General features: G+C 68.1%; 22 protein-coding genes and 1 tRNA gene. 14 read left to right on the forward strand and 9 right to left on the reverse strand.

Annotated features, from left to right (window positions below):
- Positions 1-82: 82 nt before the first annotated feature.
- The 5 genes from mlaD to ASE22_RS23720 form a co-directional block, all read right to left on the reverse strand.
- Positions 83-580: an outer membrane lipid asymmetry maintenance protein MlaD gene (gene mlaD, locus ASE22_RS23700; RefSeq protein ID WP_056365561.1), complete on the reverse strand. Its 498-nt coding sequence runs from the start codon at positions 578-580 to the stop codon at positions 83-85.
- Positions 581-583: 3 nt separating this feature from the next.
- Positions 584-967, reverse strand: coding sequence for an NADH:ubiquinone oxidoreductase subunit NDUFA12 (locus ASE22_RS23705; protein ID WP_056365564.1), 384 nt, complete (start codon positions 965-967; stop codon positions 584-586).
- A 357-nt stretch (positions 968-1,324) separates the two neighbouring features.
- A complete protein-coding gene (locus ASE22_RS23710) occupies positions 1,325-1,801 on the reverse strand; it encodes a DUF192 domain-containing protein (RefSeq protein ID WP_056365567.1) in 477 nt (158 codons plus the stop codon).
- A gap of 2 nt (positions 1,802-1,803) precedes the next feature.
- Positions 1,804-2,328 (reverse strand): cold-shock protein, encoded by a 525-nt coding sequence (locus ASE22_RS23715; protein WP_200933200.1) that lies wholly within the window; start codon positions 2,326-2,328, stop codon positions 1,804-1,806.
- Between the two features lie 308 nt (positions 2,329-2,636).
- The gene (locus ASE22_RS23720) at positions 2,637-3,182 is read right to left on the reverse strand and encodes a regulatory protein RecX (RefSeq protein ID WP_056365573.1); all 546 of its coding nucleotides are present in this window, start codon (positions 3,180-3,182) and stop codon (positions 2,637-2,639) included.
- A gap of 156 nt (positions 3,183-3,338) precedes the next feature.
- Between ASE22_RS23720 and ASE22_RS23725 the strand changes: the two genes are divergently transcribed.
- The 10 genes from ASE22_RS23725 (at position 3,339) to ASE22_RS23770 (ending at position 9,743) form a co-directional block, all read left to right on the forward strand.
- Positions 3,339-5,063: a fatty acyl-AMP ligase gene (locus ASE22_RS23725; RefSeq protein ID WP_056365576.1), complete on the forward strand. Its 1,725-nt coding sequence runs from the start codon at positions 3,339-3,341 to the stop codon at positions 5,061-5,063.
- A 37-nt stretch (positions 5,064-5,100) separates the two neighbouring features.
- Positions 5,101-5,820, forward strand: coding sequence for a hypothetical protein (locus tag ASE22_RS23730; protein ID WP_056365579.1), 720 nt, complete (start codon positions 5,101-5,103; stop codon positions 5,818-5,820).
- 82 nt (positions 5,821-5,902) lie between these two features.
- Positions 5,903-5,978 (forward strand) — tRNA-Trp (locus ASE22_RS23735).
- Between the two features lie 145 nt (positions 5,979-6,123).
- The gene (secE, locus tag ASE22_RS23740; protein ID WP_056365583.1) at positions 6,124-6,321 is read left to right on the forward strand and encodes a preprotein translocase subunit SecE; all 198 of its coding nucleotides are present in this window, start codon (positions 6,124-6,126) and stop codon (positions 6,319-6,321) included.
- 20 nt (positions 6,322-6,341) lie between these two features.
- On the forward strand, positions 6,342-6,881 hold the full coding sequence (nusG, locus tag ASE22_RS23745) for a transcription termination/antitermination protein NusG (RefSeq protein ID WP_056365586.1): 540 nt from the start codon (positions 6,342-6,344) through the stop codon (positions 6,879-6,881).
- A 247-nt stretch (positions 6,882-7,128) separates the two neighbouring features.
- On the forward strand, positions 7,129-7,560 hold the full coding sequence (gene rplK, locus ASE22_RS23750; RefSeq protein WP_056365589.1) for a 50S ribosomal protein L11: 432 nt from the start codon (positions 7,129-7,131) through the stop codon (positions 7,558-7,560).
- A gap of 4 nt (positions 7,561-7,564) precedes the next feature.
- Positions 7,565-8,263, forward strand: a complete 699-nt coding sequence (gene rplA / locus ASE22_RS23755) for a 50S ribosomal protein L1 (protein ID WP_056365591.1) — start codon at positions 7,565-7,567, stop codon at positions 8,261-8,263.
- 280 nt (positions 8,264-8,543) lie between these two features.
- The gene (locus ASE22_RS23760) at positions 8,544-8,741 is read left to right on the forward strand and encodes a PEP-CTERM sorting domain-containing protein (protein WP_056365593.1); all 198 of its coding nucleotides are present in this window, start codon (positions 8,544-8,546) and stop codon (positions 8,739-8,741) included.
- Between the two features lie 186 nt (positions 8,742-8,927).
- Positions 8,928-9,242, forward strand: a complete 315-nt coding sequence (locus tag ASE22_RS23765) for a phosphoribosyl-ATP diphosphatase (RefSeq protein ID WP_056365594.1) — start codon at positions 8,928-8,930, stop codon at positions 9,240-9,242.
- Positions 9,243-9,356: 114 nt separating this feature from the next.
- Positions 9,357-9,743 (forward strand): histidine triad nucleotide-binding protein, encoded by a 387-nt coding sequence (locus tag ASE22_RS23770; RefSeq protein ID WP_056365596.1) that lies wholly within the window; start codon positions 9,357-9,359, stop codon positions 9,741-9,743.
- A 15-nt stretch (positions 9,744-9,758) separates the two neighbouring features.
- Here the strand turns inward: ASE22_RS23770 and ASE22_RS23775 are convergent, their stop codons facing one another.
- Positions 9,759-10,457, reverse strand: a complete 699-nt coding sequence (locus ASE22_RS23775; RefSeq protein ID WP_156397270.1) for a hypothetical protein — start codon at positions 10,455-10,457, stop codon at positions 9,759-9,761.
- 167 nt (positions 10,458-10,624) lie between these two features.
- Between ASE22_RS23775 and ASE22_RS23780 the strand changes: the two genes are divergently transcribed.
- Positions 10,625-12,148, forward strand: coding sequence for an amino acid permease (locus tag ASE22_RS23780; protein ID WP_056365603.1), 1,524 nt, complete (start codon positions 10,625-10,627; stop codon positions 12,146-12,148).
- 67 nt (positions 12,149-12,215) lie between these two features.
- Here ASE22_RS23780 and ASE22_RS23785 read toward each other — a convergent pair whose 3' ends face one another.
- Positions 12,216-13,217, reverse strand: a complete 1,002-nt coding sequence (locus tag ASE22_RS23785; protein WP_056365606.1) for an adenosine kinase — start codon at positions 13,215-13,217, stop codon at positions 12,216-12,218.
- Between the two features lie 90 nt (positions 13,218-13,307).
- On the opposite strand from ASE22_RS23785, the gene ASE22_RS23790 reads away from it, so the two are divergent.
- Positions 13,308-13,688 (forward strand): hypothetical protein, encoded by a 381-nt coding sequence (locus ASE22_RS23790; protein WP_056366169.1) that lies wholly within the window; start codon positions 13,308-13,310, stop codon positions 13,686-13,688.
- A gap of 48 nt (positions 13,689-13,736) precedes the next feature.
- On the opposite strand, the gene ASE22_RS23795 is transcribed toward ASE22_RS23790, so the two are convergent.
- Positions 13,737-14,384, reverse strand: coding sequence for a glutathione S-transferase family protein (locus ASE22_RS23795; protein ID WP_414885939.1), 648 nt, complete (start codon positions 14,382-14,384; stop codon positions 13,737-13,739).
- Between the two features lie 10 nt (positions 14,385-14,394).
- A complete protein-coding gene (locus ASE22_RS23800; RefSeq protein WP_056365612.1) occupies positions 14,395-15,039 on the reverse strand; it encodes a dihydrofolate reductase family protein in 645 nt (214 codons plus the stop codon).
- A gap of 74 nt (positions 15,040-15,113) precedes the next feature.
- On the opposite strand from ASE22_RS23800, the gene ASE22_RS23805 reads away from it, so the two are divergent.
- Together ASE22_RS23805 and ASE22_RS23810 are read left to right on the forward strand one after the other, a co-directional pair.
- On the forward strand, positions 15,114-15,632 hold the full coding sequence (locus ASE22_RS23805; RefSeq protein WP_082545568.1) for a winged helix-turn-helix transcriptional regulator: 519 nt from the start codon (positions 15,114-15,116) through the stop codon (positions 15,630-15,632).
- Between the two features lie 92 nt (positions 15,633-15,724).
- Positions 15,725-16,363, forward strand: a complete 639-nt coding sequence (locus tag ASE22_RS23810; RefSeq protein ID WP_056365615.1) for a prolyl hydroxylase family protein — start codon at positions 15,725-15,727, stop codon at positions 16,361-16,363.
- Positions 16,364-16,398: the final 35 nt, after the last annotated feature.

A 16,398-nucleotide genomic window follows, 5' to 3' on the forward strand; every position in this document is an offset into this window, starting at 1 on the left:
GGAACCTGCTGCTGGCTGACCGCCTGCCAGGCGCCAAAGGCCGCGAGGCCGCCGAGCGCGACGGCGCCCAGCAGGATGCGCTTCACGGCTTCGGCGCCTCTCCGGCCGGGGCGGATCCGGCTGAGTCGCCCGACTTGTTGATGAACTGGCCGACCATCCCCATCAGGTCCATCGCGCCCTGCGTGTCGGCGATGGTGTCGCCGTCCTTGAGCGGGACGGTGTCGCCGCCCGGGATCAGCGATATGAAGGTCGCACCGAGAAAGCCCTCGGAGGTGATTGCCGCGCTGCTGTCGGCCGGCAGCTTGATCGCCGGATCGAGCGCGAGGGTCGCCTTGACCTGGAAGCTCTGCGAATCGAGCGCCTGGCTGGTGACGGTCCCGACCTTCATGCCGGCGACGCGGACGTCGCTGCCGATATTGATTCCCGTGCTGTTCGGGAAAAGCGCGGTGACGTGGATCGCGCCGGCCTTGGCGCCGCCGCCGGTGGCACCCCAGGCGAACCACACGAACCAGGCCGCGAACAGGATGACGAACAGACCGACGAGCGCCTCGCCGATATTCTCACGTAGCAGCGACTTCATGGCTCAGTTCGGGCTCCATGCCTCGTAATCGCCGGTCGCGGCGGCACGCACGCCGCCACGCTCCAGCGCACCTGACGGACGATAGGCCGCTTCGGTTCCCGTCAGGTTCGGTTCGGCCGCCTTCTGCCAGACGCGCGGCGCGGGCAGCTGGTCGGGGGTAAGGTCGGTGCTGTGGTGCAGCCAGCCATGCCATTCGGCCGGAACCCGGCTGGCGTCGTTGGGCCCGGAATAGATGACCCAGCGGCGCGGCCGGCCGTCGGTGGCGGTGCCGCCCTCATAATAGACGTTGCCCAGCGCATCCTCGCCGATCCGCGTGCCGTTGAGCTTGCTGAACAGCAGCGTGCCGATCGTGGCGCCGTCCCACCAGGTGAAGATCTTCTTGAGCATGGTTTCCGCTTAGCCCTTGCGCCCTAGGTGGCGCAAGTGATTGTAGCCCTCAGCTGCCAGCGGTCACATCCGTGACCTTGGCTATTTTCGCATACGCGACGGCGCAGCCAGCGCGGGGCGCTGGCGAGCAGGGAGCTCGGGCGGCCGCCACGGCTCGCTTTGCGAGCCGATCTCCGCCTACGGACTGCCCCCGGCAGTCCGCGGACCGGCTACGATCCTTGCGGGACACTGGCGTGTCCCGACGCAGAGCTGATCGTCGGAGCCTGCCAAAGGCTCCGCAAGCGCGAACGCGCGCCCGAGCTTATGCGAGGACAGCCAAGCGGGCGGATGCCCGCGCCGGCGCCCGAGGCCGAAAAATCAGCGATTTTTCCATTCAACGACGTCGCCCTCGGCGATCCCGTCGGCGGCGGCGCCGCCGCCGACGATCTCGAGCACCGCCGCGACCGGCTCGCCCGACGGCACCGGAGTCAGGTCCTCGGGCACGGTATTGGCGGCGATCCGCGCGATCGTCCCGTCGGCGCGGATGAAGATCATGTCGAGCGGGATGTAGGTGTTCTTCATCCAGAAGCTCGCGTCGCGTGGCGGGACCATCGGGAAGATCATGCCGCCATGGTCGGGCAGGCTCGTGCGGTACATCAGCCCGCGCGCCTGCTCCTGCGGGGTCGACGCGACCTCGACGGCATAGCTGCGCGTGCCGCTCGCGGTCCGGATCGTGAGCGGGACGGTGGCCTGCATCCCGGCCCCCGGCGGCGGGCCGGCCGACGTCGGCGCGCAGCCGGCGAGCGCGATCGAGACGGACGCGAGGATAGCGAGCAGCCGCAACGGCGTGACCATCGTCAGTCGGTGATCAGTTCGACGGCCAGCGGGCCCTTGCGGCCATCGGCGATCCGCGCCTTCATGCGTGTCTCGGGCAGCAGGTCGGGCAATCCCGCGCGGCGGACCGTCTCCATATGGATGAAGATGTCCTGCGTCTCGCCCTCGCGGACGAGGAAACCATAGCCTTTGAGCCGGTTGAACCATTTGACGACGACCGCCTCGGGCTCGCCGGCCTGGTCGACGAGCTGGACCGGATCGACCCGGTCGGCGTTGCGCTTCGCGATCAGGTCGGGATCCGGGCCGGTCGCGGTCGAGAGGTCGATCGCGAGGATGCGGCGCGCCTGCAGGCCGCGGTCGCGGGCCACAACCTCGCATGCGATGCGCGCGCCTTCGGGAAGGGTGCGGCGGCCATGATCGCGCAGCACCGAGAAATGGACGAGGACGTCTCCACGATCACCATCGGTCGAGATGAAGCCGAAGCCCCGCGTGGCGTCGAACCATTTGACCGCCCCCACAACGGTTTCGGCGGGTTCGCCTGTAACCATCGATACGCGTTCCTGCCCGCTGTCCAAGCTGACGTCGCGCAACGTTACAGACGCAACAGACTTTTCATTCATCGCCTAGTCACCCGCAGCCCTGGGGTAAGCTTCTACCATAGCGCGCCGCTGAAACGAAGTGCTTCCGCATCCGGCGCCAGCCCCCGGACCTCGATCGTTCAAGGCTGAATCGGCCTGAAACGGGAATCGAGGTCTCAACCATCCGAAGGAAGCCTTATGCACGACTCCGATGGAGGCGCATAGCGCTTCCGCCTCGGACGATCAGGCCCCGCCGGCGCCTTTTCGCGCGTTCCGCGTCAGGGTTCAACCATCAGGTCGTCGGGGTCGATCCGGAGCAGCTTCAGGACCAGGTCCATCGGATGGCCCGCCCGCGCCATCGCCGCGATCCAGCGGCGCTTCTCGGCGGGATCGGGGGTCCGGCCGGCGAAGGGCCCGATCCGCTTGCGCCGGGCGTAGCGCAGCGCCGCCGCCTCGGCATCTTCGCCGATCCGCTCGCGCAGCCCGTCGGCGGTTTCGGCGTCGATCCCCGCCGCCCGCAGCGCGGCGTCGATCCTGCGCGCGCCATAGCCGCGCCGCAGCAGCGCCTCGGCGCGCGCCGAGGCGAAGGCGCCGTCGTCGACATAGCCGCGCTCGGCGAAGCTCCGGACGAGCGTCTCGACCGGGGCGTCGCCGGGCCCGTCCCAGCCGCGTTCGCGCAGCTTGCGCCGCAGATAGGCGGCCAGCTTCGCCCGGGTCGTGGCATAGCGCGCGGCATAGTCGAGCGCGGCCCGCTCGAGCGTCGCGGGGTCGTAGGGCGGCAAGGCTCTGGCAACGGATCGTGGCATGCGCCATGATTGTGCCACAGTCGGGCCGGATTTTGAACGCGCCGTTCGGCAAGATGTGGCGGCATGAACGAGGCTGCCCGGCGGCTGGCCGCCGCGGCCTGTGGATATGGCCCTGTGTATATGGCGATTGGATCGGGTGGTCATTGCCGCGATGAACGAAGGAACGAGACGATAATGGCATTGGTGCCGACGCCGACAGTGGATGCGCTGCCGCGCCGTTTCTCCGATTTCGAGACTCTGGGAGCCGCCCTCGACTATGCCGCGACGGGCGTGCGGGGCCTCAACTTCCACGATGCCCGCGGCGCGCTGTCGCGCCCCTATCCCTTTTCCGAACTGCGCGGCGAAGCGCTGGCCAATGCCGGCCGGCTGGTGGCGATGGGCGTGCGCCCGGGCGACCGCATCGCCCTGATCGCCGAGACAGGCCCCCATTTCGCCGCGCTGTTCTTCGGTGCCGTCTATGCCGGCGCCTGGCCAGTGCCGCTGCCGCTGCCGACTTCGTTCGGCGGCAAGGACAGCTATATCGACCAGCTCGTCGTCCAGCTGTCGAGCTCGGACCCGCGGCTGCTGTTCTTCCCCAGGGAGCTGGGGGAGATGGCGACCGCCGCGGCCGCGCTGCGCGGGGTCGAGGCGCTGAGCTACGAGGCGTTCGAGGCGCGCGAGGCGATCGACGCGATCCTGCCGCAACCGTCCCCCGACGACATCTGCTATCTGCAATATTCGAGTGGATCGACGCGCTTCCCGCACGGCGTCGCGGTCACGCACCGCGCGCTACTCAACAATCTCGCCGCGCATTCGCACGGCATGCTGGTCGAGCCGCTGGACCGCTGCATCAGCTGGCTGCCCTGGTATCACGACATGGGCCTGGTCGGCTGCCTGCTGTCGCCGATCGCCAACCAGGTATCGGCCGACTATCTGAAGACCGAGGATTTCGCCCGCCGCCCGCTCGCCTGGCTCGACCTGATCAGCCGCAACGAGGGCACCTCGATCAGCTATTCGCCGACCTTCGGCTACGACATCTGCGCGCGCCGCATGTCAAGCCAGACCAAGGCGTCCGAGCGATTCGACCTGTCGCGCTGGCGCCTCGCCGGCAACGGCGCCGACATGATCCGCCCCGACGTGATGCAAAGCTTCGTCGACGCCTTCGCCGAGGCCGGCTTCAGGGCGACCGCCTTCCTGCCGAGCTACGGCCTGGCCGAGGCGACGCTGGCGGTCTCGATCATGCCGCCGGGCGAGGGCATCGTCGTCGAGCTGGTCGAGGAGACCCAGCTGTCGGGCGGCGACCACAGCCAGGACCGGCCGCGCCGCTTCCGCGCGATCGTCAATTGCGGCAAGCCGGTGCGCGACATGGCGGTCGAGATCCGCGACGACGACGGATCGGTGCTGCCCGAGAAGATGATCGGTAAGCTGTGGGCCAAGGGCCCGTCGATCATGACAGGCTATTTCCGCGACCAGGAGGCGACCGACGCCTGCATGGTCGACGGCTGGCTCGACACCGGCGACATGGCCTATATGTCCGATGGCTACATCTACATCGTCGGTCGTGCCAAGGACATGATCATCATCAACGGCAAGAACCACTGGCCGCAGGACATCGAATGGGCGGTCGAGCAGCTGCCCGGCTTCAAGGCCGGCGACATCGCCGCCTTCGCGATCACCACCCCGGGCGGCGAGGAGACCCCCGCCGTCCTCGTCCAGTGCCGCACCTCGGACCCCGAGGAGCGCGCCCGGCTGCGCGACCAGATCCGCGACAAGGTCCGCGCGATCACCGGCATGCACTGCGTCGTCGAACTGGTGCCGCCGCGCACGCTGCCCAAGACCAGCTCGGGCAAGCTGAGCCGCGCCAAGGCCCGCAACCTCTATCTGTCGGGCGAGATCCAGGGCTACGACATCGCGGCCTAGGCCCACCCGCGCCACGCCGCCGGGGAGCGCCGGAACGATGAGCTTCTGTCGATGGATCGTCCTCGTCTGCGGGCTGGTCGCGGCGCCGGCCGCCGCGCTGCCGCTCGACCCGCTCGGCGATCCCGACCAGTTCCGCCGCGACGTCGAGGAGATCAACCGCGCGCCGCTGCCCGATGGCGAGCCGCTGGCGCGCGCCATCGGCGATGCGGTGATGGTCGACGCCCGGGTGCGCGGCCGCTGCCAGCCGAAGAAGATCAGCATCGGCAAGCTCGATCCGGTGACGCTCGACGGGATGATCACCGGCATGATCGTCGCCGGGCAGGTCGAGAATGGCTGGATCGTCCCGGTCAAGCTCGACGATTGCCCGCCGGCCGATCCGATCCACGTGCTGCTGCTGCGCATGGCCGACGGCAAGACGCTCAACGGCATCTTCGCGGGACAGGGCGAGAGCCTGGCCTGGCCCACGCTGTCGCGCGAGGCGCTGCGCGCCACCGTCGGCGCGGCGTCGCAGCGGCTGCGCGCCGACGACCCGCAATGCGCGCCGAGGGAGCTCACGCCGACCGCCGTGCGCGTCACCGGCACCAGCCCCGATCTCGGGCCCAGCCAATATGGCATCCGCCTGAAGGGCTCGTGGAACGAGCTGTGGACCTTCGAGCCCTGCGGCCATCGGCTGAGCATCCCGATCGCCTTCCGCACCAACGGCGCCGGCGGCGCCTATTGGGATATCGACCAGGGCGGCATATTGTTCGTGAAGTGAGCGCCGGCCGATATGGGCCGGCAGGCACCAACCCCTTGCGCTCGTACGCACCCACCGCTATGTGCCCGCCTCTCGGTCCCGTAGGAGTGTAGCTCAGTTGGTAGAGCATCGGTCTCCAAAACCGAGGGCCGTGGGTTCGAGTCCCTCCACTCCTGCCATCTGAAGATGGTCGGTAGGCCAACGGGATCGGGAAACGAGACGAGGTCAGGTCCGCCGGCCGAAAGGCTGAAGAGCGGACCCCGGCCTCGTGTCGTCGTTTGATTGGATTTCCGGGTTTGGGCCCGGCAGGATAGGCTGAGAACGTTGGCGAAGACTTCACCGGGCGAGTTCATCCGGCAGGTAAAGGCCGAAACGGCGAAGGTCGTCTGGCCGAGCCGCAAGGAGACGATCACGACCACGATCATGGTCGGGATCATGACCCTCATGCTGGGTGTCTTCTTCTTCGGAATCGACCAGATGTTCGCGGCGATCGTGAAATTCCTGCTGTCCCTCCTGGGCTAAAGACGGAGACGTTGGCGTACATGGCGCGCTGGTACATCATTCACGCCTATTCGGGCTTCGAGAACAAGGTCCGGGAAGCGATCCTGGCCGATGCCGCGCGCCTGGGCCTCGAGCAACTCGTCGAGGCGGTCGAGGTCCCCACCGAGAAGGTGACCGAAGTCCGCCGCGGCAAGAAGATCACGTCGGACCGCAAGTTCTTCCCCGGCTATGTGCTGGCGAAGCTCAGCATGAACGACGACGTCTATCACCTGGTGAAGAACACGCCGAAGGTGACGGGCTTCCTCGGTTCGTCGGGCAAGCCGCAGCCGATCAGCGAGGCCGAGGCCGCGCGCATCCTCAACACCAAGGAGGAGGCCGCTACCGCCGCGCCCAAGACCAAGCTCAAGGTCGATTACGAGATCGGCGACCAGGTCAAGGTCCTCGACGGTCCGTTCGCCAGCTTCAACGGCGTCGTCGAGGAACTCGACTTCGACCGCAGCCGCGTCAAGGTGTCGGTGTCGATCTTCGGCCGCGCCACCCCGGTGGAGCTCGAGTTCGAGCAGGTCGAGCGCGTCAAGTAAGGATTTTTCGTCATCCCAGCGAAGGCTGGGATCTCATGAGGCGGGGACGGACCGACCGTTTCGATCCTCTCCCGAGATGCCAGCCTTCGCTGGCATGACGGATTTGGAAGTTCCGACCAAAATCGGAACAGGCACCTTCGAGGTGTCGCACAGTGCGGGAGAAGGCTTCGGCCTTCGCATGGACCGCTAAACTTGAACCGGGAGGATCGCGGTCTCGCGATCCGACCAACTACAGAGTGAGTGAAACATGGCAAAGAAGATCACGGGCTATATCAAGCTCCAGGTGCCCGCCGGAAAGGCGAATCCGTCGCCGCCGATCGGCCCCGCGCTCGGTCAGCGCGGCGTCAACATCATGGACTTCTGCAAGGCGTTCAATGCGCAGACCGGTGACCAGGAGGTCGGCACGCCGCTGCCCACCGTCATCACCGTCTATGCCGACCGCTCGTTCAGCTTCGTCACCAAGACGCCCCCGGCCAGCTATCTGATCAAGAAGGCGGTCGGCCTCAAGTCGGGCTCGAAGGAGCCGGGCAAGGTCGTCGCGGCGAAGATCAAGCGGTCGCAGCTGACCCAGATCGCCGAGACGAAGATGAAGGATCTCAACGCCAACGACATCGAGGCGGCGACCCGCATCATCGAAGGCAGTGCCCGCGCGATGGGCCTCGAAGTGGTGGAGGGCTAAGATCATGGCCAAGCTCAGCAAGAAGCAGAAGAACCAGGCGACCTCGGTCGATCGCGACAAGCTCTACGACATCGATGCCGCGATCGCCCTCGCCAAGACCAACGCCACCTCGAAGTTCGACGAGACGATCGAAGTCGCGCTGAACCTCGGTGTCGATCCGCGCCACGCCGACCAGATGGTCCGCGGCGTCGTGACCCTGCCCAAGGGCACCGGCAAGGACGTCCGCGTCGGCGTGTTCGCGCGCGGCGCCAAGGCCGACGAAGCCAAGGCCGCCGGTGCCGAGGTCGTCGGTGCCGAGGACCTGCTCGAGACGATCCAGGGCGGCACGGTCGATTTCGACCGCTGCATCGCGACCCCGGACATGATGGGTCTGGTCGGTCGTCTCGGCAAGATCCTGGGTCCGAAGGGCCTGATGCCGAACCCGAAGCTCGGCACCGTGACGATGAACGTCGCCGAAGCCGTCAAGGCGGCCAAGGGCGGCCAGGTGGAGTTCCGCGTCGAGAAGGCCGGCATCATCCATTCGGGCATCGGCAAGGCCAGCTTCCCGGCCGAGGACCTGCGCGCCAATTTCGACGCCTTCGTCGATGCGATCGTCAAGGCGAAGCCGACCGGCGCCAAGGGCAAGTACCTCAAGAAGGCCGCGGTCAGCTCGACCATGGGCCCGGGCGTCAAGATCGACGTGGCGGACGTCGCCGGCGCCTGATCGCCCGACCAGCGCAAGCTCCGAAGGGGGCCGGGAGCGATCCCGGCCCCCTTTTTCGTGGCCGCCCTTCTCGCCACCCACCGTCACCCCGGCGAGCCACGCCGCCGGAGCGCCCGCCGATCGTCGGGTTTCTTTACACCGCCCCATCGCCCCCTCGCGCATCCCGGTCTCGAATCCCTTCGAATCCAGCCTTTCTGCAAACTGGCACGATTCTGGCTTTGATATCCTGTGAACCCGTAATTCCTCTCGCCTGGGGGCGGAGGCGGGGGAGGATGGTCCGATGGTGAGTTCCGCATTCCGGGGGGTTGTTGCGTTGACCACCGCCGTCGTGATCGCCTCTCCCGCCTGGGCGCAGCTCGATAGGGTGACGGCGTGGTTGCAGGACGTTCCGCAGCCGAGTGCGCTGGTGCTGTTTCTGGTTGCGGTCGCGGGGGTGCTGATCGGCCGCTTCGCGAGTCGCAGGCGCCGTGAACCATGAGGCGCCTGTGGCGTTTGAGTGCGTGGTGTTGAGTTTCTAGCGTTCGAGTTTGCTTTTCCCCTGTAGCGTTGCTCTGCTTATCCAGCCCCCGCCCGCCCTCCGCCGTCTCTCCGACGGCGCAGGACGGGCGGGGGTTCGGCGTTTCGGCGATTGACCTTGCCGCGCCGGCACGCTTGAAGCGGCAGCATGACCGCTACCCTCGAACAGCTCGAATCGACCATCGCCGCGCGACGCGCCGCCGATCCGTCGACATCCTATGTCGCCTCGCTGTTCGCGAAGGGCATGCCCAAGATCGCGCAGAAGCTGGGCGAGGAAGCCGTCGAGACGGTGATCGCCGCAATGGCCGGCGACCCGAAGGGCGTGACCGGCGAGGCCGCCGATCTCCTCTTCCACCTGATGGTGCTGCTCGCCCAGGCAGGCGTGCCGCTGGCCAACGTGCTGGCCGAGCTCGACCGCCGCGAGGGCGTGTCGGGGCTGGCCGAAAAGGCGGGGCGCAAATGATCCGCGTCGTCCCAGCGCAGGCTGGGACCTCATGAGGCAAGGCGGCCATGACGTCGCGAGCCTCGCCCGAGACTCCAGCCTACGCTCGCGTGACGACCATCCATAGGAGTGCACATGCCGATCGACGCCACCCAGCCCTATGACGACGGCAATGTCTTCGCGCGTATCCTGCGCGGCGAACTGCCGTCGAAGAAGGTCTATGAGGACGACTGGGCGATCGCCTTCCACGACATCAACCCGCAGGCGCCCGTCCACCTGCTGGTGATCCCCAAGGGCCGCTACGTCTCCTGGGACGATTTCGCCGCCGAGGCGAGCGACGCCGAGATCGCCGGCTTCGTCCGCGCGGTCGGCCATGTCGCGCGCGAGGCGGGGCTGCCCGCGCCCGGCTACCGGCTGCTCGCCAATATCGGCGGCCATGGCCACCAGGAGGTTCCCCACCTCCACGTCCACATCTTCGGCGGGCGTCAGTTCCGCGAGATGATCCCCGCACCGCGCGGCTAGGCTAGGGCCGGGAGCTCAGCTGCTCTCGTCCATTATCCGGAGCATCTGCTCCAGCCGGTCCTCGGGGGCGCCGGTCGCGCGGATGAACTGGCTGATGAAGCGGCCCGAACGGTAGTTGAAGATCGGGTCGCGCTCGATCAGCAGGCCCGCCTTGAGCGCCTCGTCGTCGCGCAGCACCATCTGCAGCAGATGCTGGTCGTCGGGAAAGTCGCGGCCGTCGGGCAGGCGACCCCAGGGCTCGACCATGGCCTCGAGCATCTCGTCCGACACCGCCTGCCCGACGGCGGTGATCCAGCGCTGCGCGATGGTCCGGCCGCGCTCGTCGCCGAGGTTGAGGAAGAGCACGCCGGCGTTGATGTTCCAGTCCTGCTCGCCCCCCGGCGCGGCGATCAGCGCATGCTGCGCGCGCTTGCCCAGATAGCGGCGGATGTCGAACATGGTCTGGCGGATCACCGCGTCGGCGTCGACATAGAGGAACCAGCCTTCCCAGCCCTCGGCCAGCCGGTCGGCGAGCATGTGGACCCGGTTGAAGGTCGCCTGCCACGGATGGAAGCCGCGGCGGATGCCGACATGGCTCCAGAAGTCGATCCCGTTCGCCGCGCAATAGGCGCGGTGGCGTGCGTCGGTCGCCGCCAGCATCGTTTCGTAGAGCGGTCCGCTCGCCGTCTGGACGAACAGCATCGGGCCTTCAAAGCGCGGGATGACGGCATTCATGCCGGCCGTGTAGCAGCGCGCCCGCATTTTTCCACCCGATGCCGGACCGGCGTCCCAGGGCCGTGGCGGGGGCCGGCGCAATTCTGTTGCGCGCGAAGAATTAGCGGCTAGGCTCCGCATCCCATGACCGGCCGCGCATAAAAGCCCGGCATGAAAGGGACATCCGCATGATATTCGGGCGCGTAAAGCCTCTCGACGCCATTCTCGCCACCGCAGCGAAGAAGTCGCTGCACCGATCGCTCGGCCCATTCCAGCTGACCATGCTCGGCATCGGCGGCATCATCGGGACCGGCATCTTCGTTCTCACCGCCGAGGCCGCGCAGAAGGCGGGCCCCGGCATGATGCTCGCCTTCGTGATCGCGGGCTTCGTCTGCGCGGTCGCCGCGCTCTGCTATGCCGAGATGGCGGCGATGGTCCCGGTCTCGGGCTCCGCCTATACCTACAGCTACGCCGTGATGGGCGAACTGGTCGCCTGGATGGTCGGCTGGGCGCTGGTCCTCGAATATGCGATCGCGGCGGGGGCCGTGTCGGTCGGCTGGTCGGGCTATGTCGTCGGCCTGTTCCAGGCGATGAGCGGGATAACCCTGCCCAAGGCGCTGATCCTCGGTCCGATCGACGGCGGCCTCGTCAACATCCCGGCGGCGATCATCGCATTGCTCGTCACTTGGCTGCTGGTGCTCGGCACCAAGGAGAGCGCCACCGTCAACGCGGTGCTGGTCGGCATCAAGGTCGCCGCGCTTACGGTGTTCGTCGTGCTGGCGCTGCCGGTGATGAACATGGACAATTTCGATCCCTTCGCGCCGCTCGGCTTCGCCGGCATCTCGGCGGCGGCGGCATCGATCTTCTTCGCCTATGTCGGCTTCGACGCGGTCTCGACCGCCGCCGAGGAAACCAAGAATCCACAGCGCAACATGCCGATCGGCCTGATCGGTTCGCTCGCCATCTGCACCATCTTCTACATGCTGGTCGCGGCCGGCGTGATCGGCGGCGTCGGCGCACAGCCGATGCTCGACGCATCGGGCGCCGCCATCCCCACCGGCTCGCCCGCGCTGGCGCAGGCCTGCTCGGCGATCGGCGACGCGAAGGTGGTCTGCTCGAAGGAGGCGCTGGCCTGGACTCTGCGCGAGATCGGCTGGCCGCAGATCGGCAATCTGCTCGGCCTCGCCGCCGGCCTGGCGCTGCCCTCGGTCATCCTGATGATGATGTTCGGCCAGACCCGCATCTTCTTCGTGATGAGCCGCGACGGCCTGCTGCCTGCGGTCTTCTCGCGCGTCCATCCGCGCTACCGGACCCCGCATGTCGTGACGATGATGACCGGCGTCTTCGTCTCGATCTTCGCGGCGCTGTTCCCGGTCGGCGCGCTCGCCGACATCTCCAACTCGGGCACGCTGTTCGCCTTCGCCGCCGTCTCGATCGCGGTGCTGGTGCTGCGCCGGACCGATCCGGACCGCAAGCGCCCCTTCCGCACCCCGGCGGTGACGATCGTCGCGCCGATCGCGACGCTGGGCTGCCTCTATCTGTTCTTCAGCCTGTCGGTCTACACCGTCTCGCTGTTCTTCGGCTGGGCCGCGATCGGCCTGGTCGTCTATTATCTGTACGGCTACCGGAAGAGCCATCTCGGCCAGGGCCTCGTCGAGACGCACGAGACCGATCCGGACATTCCGCCGCAGCCGGTGCCGCCGATCGACTAGGATCCGGCATCGCCACGGCCCGTTCGGGGCAGGCATCGGGCCCGGCGCGAGCCGGGCCCTTTCCTTTTCAGGCAGCGGCGAGCCTCGCGGCGATCAGCGCGGCGAGATCCTCGTTGCCGGGCAGCCGCGGCCCCATCTCGGCGATGATCCGCCCGGCCGCGATCGACCCCATCCGCAGCACCGCCGGCAGGTCGCGATCGCGCGCCAGCCCGGCCAGCACCCCCGCCGCGAACAGGTCGCCCGCGCCGGTGGTGTCGACGATCGGCCCGAAGGGTTCGGCGGGGGCCTCGAAGCGCTGGTCGCCGGCGATCGCGACCGCCCCGTCGGGCCCGCGCGTCGCGATCAGCAGCGGTACCCGCGCCGCCGCCCAGGCGACGCCGGCCTCGAAGCCGCTCCGGCCGCTGAGCTCGGCCAGCTCGCCCTCGTTGGCGAAGAGGATATCGATCAACCCGGCGTCGAGCAGGCCGACGAAATCGTCATGATGCTGCTGCACGCAATATTCGGACGACAGGGTGAAGGCGGTGCGGCGGCGATTGGCGCGGGCGACCTCGAGCGCGGCGCGGGCGGCCGCGCGCGGCTGGTCGGTCCGCCACATATAGCCCTCGACGTAGAGGATCGCCGCATCGGCCGCGATCGCGCTGTCGAAGGCGGCCGGCGGCAGATATTCGGAGGCGCCGATCGCGGTGTTCATCGTCCGGTGCCCGTCGGGGCTGACGATGATCAGGCAGCGCCCGGTCGGCGCGTCGATCGGCGGCAGCGGGAAGGCAATCCCGCTGGCCGCCATGTCGTCCGCAAACAGGCGGCCGAGCCGGTCGTCGCCGACCTGGCCGACGAAGGCCAGCCGCAGGCCGAGCCGGGCGAGTGCCGCCATCGTATTGGCCGCCGATCCGCCGCACACCTCCTCGCACCGTCCCATCGCCGCGTGCAGGGTTACCGCGCGGTCGGGCGCGATCGGCTGCATCAGCCCGCGCCGGAGCCCCTGCGCGGCGACGAAATCGTCGTCCTTGTGGCACAGCACGTCGACGAGCGCGTTGCCGATCGCGAGGACATCATAGCGGGGGGGAATCATGCGCTCCCCCTATCGAAGCTGATCGTCCGCGCCAAGCGGCCCGCCGCCCGGCGCTTGCGCGCGGGCGGATATGATGCTGTGCCGGGCGCCATGAAGATGCTTCGTCCCGCCCGCCTCGTCCCGCTCGCCCCCCTCGCCCTGCTCGCGGCCTGCGGGCCGGGCGGCCATATCCCCGTCGTCTCCGCCCCGCCGCCGCCGACGCGGGCCGAGGCCGGGCTCGACCGTGTGCTGGGCCGCGATGCCCGCGCGCTGATCAGCCTGTTCGGCACCCCCGATCAGGACATCCGCGAGGATCCGGCGCGCAAGCTGCAATATGCCAGCGGCGTCTGCGTGCTCGATGCCTATCTCTATCCGCCGGCGCCGGGGCGCGAGCCCGTCGTCACCCATGTCGATGCGCGCCTGCCGACCGGCGAGGACATCGACCGCGCCTCGTGCATCGCCGCGCTCAGCCGGCGCAAGGAAGCACGGTAGGCTCTTCGGTTCCTCCCCGGCACAGGGAGAGGGAGGAACGAGCGCGGCTCAGTCGCGCCCCTCTGGCGCGCCGAGCGGAAAATAATGGCGGAACGGCCGCGCCTCGCCGAGCGCGCGGGCATAGCTCGGCCGGGCGAGCAGCCGGGCGCGATAGGCCCGCAGCGCCGCATATCGCTCCGGGATCGCATGGCTCCAGTCGGCATAGAGCAGCTGCGGTGCCGCCGCGCAGTCGGCCAGGCTGAAATCGCCCGCCGCCCATTCGCGGTCCTTCATCCGCTCGTCGAGCAGCGCATAGGCGGTGTCGAGCGCCGCGCGCCACCGGTCGCCGCCATCGTCATGCTCGCGACCGATGGCGCTATAGACGAGGCGCTGCTGCGGATAGGCGACATGGTTGTCGAAGAAGCGGTCCCACATCCGCACCTCGGCCGCGGCCAGCGGATCGGCGGGAATCAGGCGCGGCGCGTCCGGGAAGCGCGCCTCGATATGCTCGATGATTCCGGTCGCCTCGAATATCAGCCGTCCGTCGTCGACCGCGACCGGGAATTTCCCGATCGGCCAGAGCGCGGCGAACGCGCTCGCCACCGGTTCGCTGCCGTCGAGCATCATCTCCTCGAAGGCGATGCCCTTCTCGTAGAAGGCGGCCTTCGCCTTCTGGCAGTAGGAGGAAAAGGGATGCGCATAGAGCTGGATCGCCATGGTCGCGTTCCTATCGTCCGATGGTGACATGCCGGGCGCCCTCGCCCGCTTCGCTCGACACCACCCTGTAGCCGAGCGCCGGCAGATCGAGCCCCGCGAACAGCGACTCGCCCCGGCCCAGCAGCACCGGCGACACCGCCAGATGCAGGTCGTCGACCAGCCCGGCCGTCAGATATTGGCGCAGGGTCGAGACGCCGCCGCCGATCTTGACGTCGAGCGGACCGGCCGCCGCCCTGGCCTGCTCGAGCGCCGCCTCGATCCCCTCGGTGACGAAATGGAAGACGGTGCCGCCCTCCATCACGATCGGATCGCGGGGATGATGGGTCAGGACGAAGGTCGGCGCATGATAGGGCGGGTTGTCGCCCCACCAGCCCTTCCAGTCGCCGCCGCCCCAGGGCCCGCGCACCGGGCCGAACATGTTGCGACCGAGGATGAACGCCCCGAAGCCCTCCATCGACCGGCGCGCATAGCCCTCGTCGACACTGTCGGTATCGCCGCCGTCCCGGCCGATCATCGCCTGGAAGCTGCGCGTGCCGAAAAACCATTGATGGAGTTCGGGCCCGCGCTTGCCGAGCGGATCGTCGAGGCTCTGGTCGGGCCCGGCGCCGTAACCGTCGAGCGAGATCGAGAAAGCCGCCCCGCGAACCTTGTTCATGATCCATCTCCAGACTGATTTCGATCTGCAAGCAGTTGCGATCTACCCAAACCGGTTGTACTTCGCAAGCGGTCATGGCGATGGATATCTCTCCCGGCCGATCCGGCTGCCCGATCAACCTGACCCTGGAAGTGATCGGCGATCGCTGGAGCCTGATCATCATCCGCGACATCATGTTCGGCAATCGCCGCCATTATCGCGAGCTGCTGTCGGCCTCGGAGGAGCGCATCGCCTCGAACATCCTCGCCAACCGGCTGAAGCGGCTGGTCGCGCTCGGGATATTGTCGAGGCGCGACGATCCCAGCCACAGGCAGAAGGCGGTCTACAGCCTGACCGACAGGGGCATCGATCTGGTGCCGCTGCTGGTCGAGATGGGCGCCTGGGGCCGCCGCCACCTGCCGACCACCCCCGCGCTGGCGATCCGCCAGCAGGTCATGGAGGAAGGCGGCCCGGCGCTGGTCGGGGATTTCATGGCCGAGCTGCGCCACCTCCACCTCGGCGCGCCGCTCCCGCCTGGCCATTGCCCGGTGCTGCCGCGCCTGACCGCCGCGTTCGAGCGGGTGGCGGCACGGAGCGTCCGGCCCGCGCCGTGATGGAAAAGTGGCGGATTCGTCACGCTCATATTGCAGGACGATGACGACGGCCATGGCGCGACAGGGCCGGCCCGCGCTAGGCAGGCTTTGCCATGACCGATCCGATCTCCTCCGTCGCCGATCATTTGAAGTCCCGCGGCGCACAAAAGCTGCCCGGCACCAGGGCCGAGCTGTTCGTGATCCGCGACTTCCTGCCGGCCGAAACCTGCGCCGAGCTGGTCGCGCTGATCGACCGCGACAACCGGCCGTCGACGATCGCCGACGACCAGGGCGTCGCCGCCTTCCGGACCAGCAAGACCTGCGACCTCGACCCGCGCAGCGCGCTGGCGCAGGCGATCGACGCCAGGATCGCCGAATCGCTCGGCATCGACCCGCGACTCGGGGAGCCGATCCAGGGCCAGAAATATGACATCGGCGACGAATTCCGCGACCATACCGATTATTTCGAGCCGACCGGCTTCGATTATCTCACCCATTGCGGGCAGACCGGCCAGCGCAGCTGGACCGCGATGATCTATCTGAACGAGCCCGGCGCCGGCGGGGCCACCCGCTTCCGCCGGCTCGAGAAGATCATTCCGCCCGAACAAGGAAAACTGGTGGTTTGGGCCAATATCGACCGGTCCGGCCGGCCCAACGACTGGACGTTGCACTGCGGGATGAAGGTTCGGCGGGGCGCCAAATACGTCATCACCAAATGGTATCGCGAACGCCCCTGGCCCGATCATGCCTGACCGCCGGGCAGCTGTCGCCGAACTGTCACAAGGAC

The organism is Sphingomonas sp. Root720, assembly GCF_001428605.1.
GTDB lineage: Bacteria > Pseudomonadota > Alphaproteobacteria > Sphingomonadales > Sphingomonadaceae > Rhizorhabdus.

Excerpts from the sequence above, each read along its gene's own strand:
- ASE22_RS23710 (WP_056365567.1), bottom strand. The coding sequence starts at position 1,801 with ATGGTCACGCCGTTGCGGCTGCTCGCTATCCTCGCGTCCGTCTCGATC.
- ASE22_RS23760 (WP_056365593.1), top strand. The coding sequence starts at position 8,544 with ATGGTGAGTTCCGCATTCCGGGGGGTTGTTGCGTTGACCACCGCCGTC.
- ASE22_RS23785 (WP_056365606.1), bottom strand. The coding sequence starts at position 13,217 with ATGATTCCCCCCCGCTATGATGTCCTCGCGATCGGCAACGCGCTCGTC.
- ASE22_RS23765 (WP_056365594.1), top strand. The coding sequence starts at position 8,928 with ATGACCGCTACCCTCGAACAGCTCGAATCGACCATCGCCGCGCGACGC.
- ASE22_RS23730 (WP_056365579.1), top strand. The coding sequence starts at position 5,101 with ATGAGCTTCTGTCGATGGATCGTCCTCGTCTGCGGGCTGGTCGCGGCG.
- ASE22_RS23770 (WP_056365596.1), top strand. The coding sequence starts at position 9,357 with ATGCCGATCGACGCCACCCAGCCCTATGACGACGGCAATGTCTTCGCG.
- rplA (WP_056365591.1), top strand. The coding sequence starts at position 7,565 with ATGGCCAAGCTCAGCAAGAAGCAGAAGAACCAGGCGACCTCGGTCGAT.
- mlaD (WP_056365561.1), bottom strand. The coding sequence starts at position 580 with ATGAAGTCGCTGCTACGTGAGAATATCGGCGAGGCGCTCGTCGGTCTG.
- ASE22_RS23725 (WP_056365576.1), top strand. The coding sequence starts at position 3,339 with ATGGCATTGGTGCCGACGCCGACAGTGGATGCGCTGCCGCGCCGTTTC.
- nusG (WP_056365586.1), top strand. The coding sequence starts at position 6,342 with ATGGCGCGCTGGTACATCATTCACGCCTATTCGGGCTTCGAGAACAAG.
- rplK (WP_056365589.1), top strand. The coding sequence starts at position 7,129 with ATGGCAAAGAAGATCACGGGCTATATCAAGCTCCAGGTGCCCGCCGGA.
- ASE22_RS23810 (WP_056365615.1), top strand. The coding sequence starts at position 15,725 with ATGACCGATCCGATCTCCTCCGTCGCCGATCATTTGAAGTCCCGCGGC.
- ASE22_RS23800 (WP_056365612.1), bottom strand. The coding sequence starts at position 15,039 with ATGAACAAGGTTCGCGGGGCGGCTTTCTCGATCTCGCTCGACGGTTAC.
- ASE22_RS23775 (WP_156397270.1), bottom strand. The coding sequence starts at position 10,457 with ATGAATGCCGTCATCCCGCGCTTTGAAGGCCCGATGCTGTTCGTCCAG.
- ASE22_RS23805 (WP_082545568.1), top strand. The coding sequence starts at position 15,114 with ATGGCGATGGATATCTCTCCCGGCCGATCCGGCTGCCCGATCAACCTG.
- ASE22_RS23790 (WP_056366169.1), top strand. The coding sequence starts at position 13,308 with ATGAAGATGCTTCGTCCCGCCCGCCTCGTCCCGCTCGCCCCCCTCGCC.
- ASE22_RS23780 (WP_056365603.1), top strand. The coding sequence starts at position 10,625 with ATGATATTCGGGCGCGTAAAGCCTCTCGACGCCATTCTCGCCACCGCA.
- ASE22_RS23795 (WP_414885939.1), bottom strand. The coding sequence starts at position 14,384 with ATGGCGATCCAGCTCTATGCGCATCCCTTTTCCTCCTACTGCCAGAAG.
- ASE22_RS23705 (WP_056365564.1), bottom strand. The coding sequence starts at position 967 with ATGCTCAAGAAGATCTTCACCTGGTGGGACGGCGCCACGATCGGCACG.
- ASE22_RS23715 (WP_200933200.1), bottom strand. The coding sequence starts at position 2,328 with ATGGTTACAGGCGAACCCGCCGAAACCGTTGTGGGGGCGGTCAAATGG.